The following is a 5,794-nucleotide window of genomic DNA, read 5'->3' as shown; positions in this document are numbered from 1 at the left end:
CTCTTTCACCGCGCACATCCGAGGCCCGCTGTTCGGCGTGCGGAAAGGTTAAGCTTCTCTCATGCGGGAGCCTTGGCAGGTGGCTGCAGCCAGTCAGCGTCGATCTCGGGCAACGGAATGGCGGCGAGCAGGTCGCGCGTGTACGCCTCCTTCGGATTGTCGAAGAGCGCATCGGTGGCGCTCGATTCCACGATCCTGCCTTCGCGCATGACGATGACTTGCTGGCAGAGCCGCCGGATCACCGACAGGTCATGGCTGATGAAGGCGACCGTCAGCCCCATCTCGGCCGCCAGCTTCTCCAGCAAGGTCAGGATCTGCGCCTGGGTCGAGACATCGAGCCCGGAGACGATCTCGTCGGCCAGCACGAATTTCGGCGACAGCGCCAGCGCCCGCGCGATGCCGACGCGCTGCCGCTGCCCGCCGGACAGTTCGTGGCGGTATCGGCTGGCAAAGTTCTGCGGCAGGCCAACGCGCTGCAGGGCGTCCGCGACGCGCTCCTTCAGCCTGTCGCCAAGCCCGTTTTGCCTCAAGGGTGCTGCGATGATGTTGAAGATCGTGTGCCGCGGATTGAGCGAGGACATCGGATCCTGGAAGATCATCTGCAGGTCGCGGCGCAGCGGCCTCAGCTCGGCCTCCGAAAGATGGCTGATGTCATGCCCCTCGAAGCTGATCGTACCGGCGCTCGGCTCGATCAGGCGCACCAGCGCTCGGCCGAGCGTCGACTTGCCCGAGCCGGATTCGCCGACGATGCCGGTGACCGATCCCTTCGGCAGGTCGAAGTCCAGCCCCTTGAGGATCTCGACCAGCGGCGCCCGGCCGATCAGCGGCTTGCGCGTCATATCGGGCAGCGCCACCTTCAGTCCGCGCACGGAAAACAGCGGCTCAGCCATGGCTTGGCCTCCATGCCTTGTCGGCAGCCGCGATCTCGGCCGTCAGCCCGGCAAGCACGGTCTCGTCCACCGGCTTCAGCGATGCGTAGGGATCGGTGTAGCGCGGCGTCGCCGCGATCAGCGCCCGGGTGTAGGGGTGCTGTGGCGCTGCGAAAAGATCGGCGGTCTCGGCCTCCTCGACTACCTTGCCTGCATAGAGCACCGACACCTTCTGGCTGATCTTGGCGACGACGCCGAGGTCGTGGGTCACGAACAGGATCGCCGTGCCATGGTCGCGCTGCAGTTGCGCGATCAGCCTCAGAATCTGCTTCTGCACGGTCACGTCCAGCGCCGTCGTCGGCTCATCCGCAACGATCAGCCGTGGCTCCGCCGCAAACGCCGCCGCGATCAGCACGCGCTGGCGCATGCCGCCGGAAAGCTCATGCGGATAGCTTTTCAGCACCCGTTCCGGATCGCGGATCTGCACTTCGTCGAGCAATTGGCGGACGCGCTTGTCGGCCCTCTCGCCACTCCAGCCGAGGATGCGCACCAGCCGGTCGGTCGTCTGCGGGCCGATGCGGCGCGACGGGTTGAGCGCGGTGAGCGGGTCCTGCGGGATCAGCGCCGTGCGGGCGCCGATCAGTGTCCGCCGCGCCCTCGCGTCGAGGCGGCCGAGATCCTCGCCCTCGACCAGCATCTCGCCTTCGACGATGCGCACGCTTTTCGGCAGGACGCCGAGCACCGCCTTGCCGATCATCGTCTTGCCGGCGCCGCTCTCGCCGACCAGCGCGCGCACCTCGCCGGGCTGCACGGCAAGCGAGACCGAGCGCAGCACGCGCTGGCCGTTTGGCAGCACGGCGCTGAGCGAGCGGATTTCGAGACATGGTTTCATGTCGGCGCTCATCGCAGCACCGGATCGAAGCGCGCCTTCAGTCCCTCGCCGAACTGGCTGAAGGAAAGCACGGTGAGGATCAGCGTGATGAGCGGGAACACCAGCACCCACCAGGCCTGATGGATCGACAGCCGGCCTTCGGCGATGATGCCGCCCCAGGTCGGATCATCGGTCGAGATCGACAGATTGACGAAGGACAGGATCGCCTCGACGATGACGGCGATGCCCATTTCGAGCGACAGCAGCGCGACCACCGACGGCACCACGTTGGGCAGCACCTCGCGCAGCATGATGCCGATGCGGCCATAGCCGGCGATGCGCGCGCTCTCGACATAGTCCATGCGCGACTGGCTCATCGCTTCGGCGCGGATCACGCGGCAGAAGCGCGTCCAGTCGATGACGGCAATCGCGATGATGACGGAGCTCAAGCCCGTGCCCAGAACGGCCACCAGCAGGATGGCGAACAGCACCGGCGGGAAGGCCATCCAGACATCGACGATGCGCGAGATGACGCGGTCGGCCCAGCCGCCGAAATAGCCCGCGATCAGCCCGAGCGCCGAGCCGACGATGCAGGCGGCGGACGCCGCGGCAAAGGCGACGATGAAGGCGATGCGGCCGCCGAAGATCAGCCGCGACAACAGATCCCGGCCGAGGCTGTCGGTGCCCAGCCAGTAGCCGGGCTCGGCGCCGTCCAACCAGAAGGGCGGCAGGCGCTCCAGCATCAGGTCCTGCGCCAATGGGTCCTGCGGCGCGATCAGCGGCGCGAAGATGGCCGCGAGCAGCGCGACGAGGAGCCAGCCGCCGGCCAGCCATAGCCTTGGGCTCAGGCCACGCCTCGAGATGCGAGCCTCATCCATGGCGCAGCCTCGGATTGAGCAGCGCATACATCATGTCGACGGCGAGGTTGATGAGAACGAAGAGCAGCGCGAAGACCAGCACGATGCCCTGGATCAGCGGCAGGTCACGGTTGATGACGGCGTCGATCGCCATGTTGCCGAGGCCTTCATAGGAGAACAGCCGCTCGACGATAACCGTGCCGCCGATCAGGAAGGTGAACTGCACGCCGACCAGCGTCAGCGTCGGCAAAGCCGCATTCTTCAGCGCCTCGCGCAGGATGACTTGCGTTTCCGAGAAACCCTTGACCCTGGCCAGCACGACATAGTCGAGGTCGAGCACTTCCTTCAGCGACTGTTTCAGGAGCTGCGCGATGATCGCTGCCAGCGGCAGTGCCAGCGCCACCGAAGGCATCAACATGTGCTTCAGCAGATCCCAGGTGAGATCGAAGCGGAGCCTGAGAATGCTCTCGGCGAGATAGAACTGGGTGACGAAGGGCAGGTCGAGCTGCGGCGACACGCGGCCGGAAATGTCGAAGACAGGCACCAGCACGCCGAACAGCAGGATCAGCACCAGGCCCCAGAGGAAGTCGGGGATGGAGAGCGTCGCGCCGCTGGCGATGTCAATGCCGGCCTCGACCGCCGTGCCGCGCGAGCGCGCGCCGAAGATCGCCGCGGGCACCCCGATCGCGATCGCCATCAGCAGCGCCACGGTCGCTAGCTCCAGCGTCGCCGGCAGCCGGTTGAAGACCAGGCCGAGCACGTCTTGGCGCAGCGAGATCGACGTGCCGAAATCGCCATGCAGCACGCCGGCGAGCCAGATGAAGAATTGCTGCACGATACCCTTGTCCAGCCCATAGAGCGCGCGCAACCGCGTGATGTCGTCATCGCTGGCGCCAGGCGGCAGCATCATGGCGATCGGATCGCCGGGCGCCACGCGGATGACGACGAAGACGACGACGGCCACGCCGAACAGTGTGACCAGCATCGTCAGGAGACGAACGAGGAATCTCTGCAGCAACATCTGCCAATACGCCCGGATGGAAATGCACGCCGCCTTCCGGACGGCGCGCGCGGCAATCCAAGGCCGACGATCAGGCCGGGCTCATCAGCGCCGGCAGCAGCGCGCCGGACACATGCTGCACGACATTGACCTTCTTCGAGTGTACGATCGGCTGCGCATACTGGATCAGCGGCAGCACATAGGCCTGCTCGGCGATGTATTTGTCGACGGCCTTCCAGCCGGCAATGCGCTTGGCCTCGTCCTTCTCACCCCACAGCGGATTGATCATGTCGACCAGGTCCTTGCTGTCCCACACCGAATGCGGGCTCGGCCCGTACATGGCAAAGCCGGTCGAGGTGGTCGGGTCGCCGATCGCGTTGCCCCAATTGTAGAAGGCGGCCGGCGCCAGCTTGTCGGCGGCGCGCAGCTCGTAGTGCTTGGCGATCTCGTAGACCTCGATATTGGCCTCGATGCCCACCTTCCGCCACATGCCGACGATCGCCTGGATCATCTCATAGTCCTTGGGTTTGAAGCCCTTGGTCGTCTGTATGGTGAACTTGACCGGCTTCTTGGCCGAATAGCCGGAAGCCGCGAGCAGCTCCTTGGCCTTTTCCGGATTGTGCTCGACCTTGATCGACGGATCGAAGGCCGTGTATTCCGGCGTCTCCAGCGTGGCGATCGGCTGGCCGTAGCCGCGCAGCAGCCGCTTGACCAGAAGCTCCTTGTCCACCGCCATCACCGCCGCCTGGCGGACGTTCTTGTCCAGCATTGCCTCGATGTCGTTGAAGAAGATCATGCCGATGTCGGAGACGTTCTTGATCGAGCCGGCGAGCCCGTCCTTGGCGATCAGCCGGTCATATTCCTCATAAGGAATTTCGAGCGTCACCTGCGAGGAACCGGACTCGATCTCGGCCACGCGGCTCGCCGCGTCGGTGACGAACTTGATCGTCACATTCTCGAAGGCCGGCTTGGTGCCCCAGTAATTCGGATTGGCCTTAAGCCGCAGGAAGGCGTTGCGCTCGAACTTGTCGACCATATAGGGGCCGGTGCCGATCGGCGCCTTCTCGAAGCCGTCCGGCCCGACCTTCTCGTAATAGGCTTTCGGCATGATGTAGCCGGTCAGGAACGACATCCACTTGAAATAGACCGGGTCGAACTGCACGACATCGCCGGTGATCTTGTTGCCGTCGATCTTGAAGTTGCTGACGTTCTTCCAGACGAACTGGATCGGATTGCCGGTCTTCTCGTCGCCGGCCCGCTGCAGCGACCACACAACGTCTTCCGGTGTGAAGGGCGAGCCGTCATGCCATTTCACGCCGTCGCGCACCGTCATCGTCACTTTGGTGCGGTCGTCGTTCCAGCCCCATTCGGTGAGCAGGCCGGGTGTGAAGGAGAGGTCCGGCTTTTGCGGGATGAACTGGTCGAACACCGACTGGTAGAGACCCTGGATGGTCGGGTTCACCGCCGAAGGTCCGGTCGTCGGGTCCCAGGAGGGCAGGTTGACGTTATAGGCGATGGTGAGCTCATCCGCCGCCTTCGCCGCCCTCGGCAGGCCGAGCGTGGCTGCACCGATCGCCGCCGCGCCATATCCAAGCAAATCGCGTCTGTTGATTGTCATGGTCGTTCCCCTTGTTGGTTGTTTGGCTGTCATTGTCCGCGCGGCGTTTCATTCGGTAGGTTCGGGTTGGTGGGCAACCGCGCCTTGTCCATCCTGGAATTCCCTGGCTGCTAGTTTCCTCCGAGCTGTTGCGCGAGCATGAAGCCCGATCCCGCACCGGTGCCGGCGCCGGGCCATGTAGCGGCTCCGGTGAGATGCAGATTGGCGATGGGCGTGTTCCAGCGCGCGAATGAGCGCGCCGGGCGGAAGAGAAAATTCTGCGCCAGATGGTGGCTGCCGCAAATCTGGTCGCCGCCGACGAGGTTCGGGTTCTCGCGCTCGAGGTCGAGCGGCGAGAAGATCGCGCGGCCAAGAATCTTGCTGCGCAAACCCGGCGCGTAGCTCTCGATGATGTCGAGCACGCGCTCGGCATAGGCCTCCTTGACCGCATCCCAAGAACCGGGCGCGATCTTGCCGGCCGCGTCGCCAAGGATCTCCGCCGGCAGCATGCGCACCTGCACCCAGAGTACATGCTTGCCTTCCGGTGCACGTGAGGGGTCGACGGCCGTCGGCTGGCCGACGACGAGCACAGGCTGGTCG

General features: G+C 64.9%; 5 protein-coding genes and 1 pseudogene. All 6 read right to left on the bottom strand.

Annotated elements, in window-relative coordinates:
- Positions 1 to 59: 59 nt before the first annotated feature.
- Complete coding sequence (locus EOA29_RS22580) at positions 60 to 890, bottom strand: ATP-binding cassette domain-containing protein (RefSeq protein ID WP_126090426.1); 831 nt, start codon at positions 888 to 890, stop codon at positions 60 to 62.
- Positions 883 to 1,761 carry an ABC transporter ATP-binding protein gene (locus tag EOA29_RS22575; protein ID WP_189350391.1) on the bottom strand — a complete coding sequence of 293 codons (879 nt, stop codon included), beginning with the start codon at positions 1,759 to 1,761 and terminating at the stop codon, positions 883 to 885. Before EOA29_RS22575 ends, EOA29_RS22580 begins: the two co-directional genes overlap by 8 nt.
- Before the next feature lie 8 nt (positions 1,762 to 1,769).
- Entirely contained in the window at positions 1,770 to 2,618 is an 849-nt protein-coding gene (locus EOA29_RS22570) for an ABC transporter permease (protein WP_126090424.1), read from the bottom strand.
- Complete coding sequence (locus tag EOA29_RS22565) at positions 2,611 to 3,618, bottom strand: ABC transporter permease (RefSeq protein WP_126090423.1); 1,008 nt, start codon at positions 3,616 to 3,618, stop codon at positions 2,611 to 2,613. Before EOA29_RS22565 ends, EOA29_RS22570 begins: the two co-directional genes overlap by 8 nt.
- A 70-nt stretch (positions 3,619 to 3,688) precedes the next feature.
- Entirely contained in the window at positions 3,689 to 5,215 is a 1,527-nt protein-coding gene (locus tag EOA29_RS22560; RefSeq protein ID WP_126090422.1) for an ABC transporter substrate-binding protein, read from the bottom strand.
- A gap of 110 nt (positions 5,216 to 5,325) precedes the next feature.
- A pseudogene (locus EOA29_RS22555) lies at positions 5,326 to 5,794 on the bottom strand (NAD(P)/FAD-dependent oxidoreductase); the annotation flags it as partial.

This window comes from Mesorhizobium sp. M1E.F.Ca.ET.063.01.1.1 (assembly GCF_003998155.1).
Lineage (GTDB): Bacteria > Pseudomonadota > Alphaproteobacteria > Rhizobiales > Rhizobiaceae > Mesorhizobium.
The sequence above is the reverse complement of the archived record's forward strand: the minus strand, read 5'-3'. Positions and strand labels throughout refer to the sequence as shown.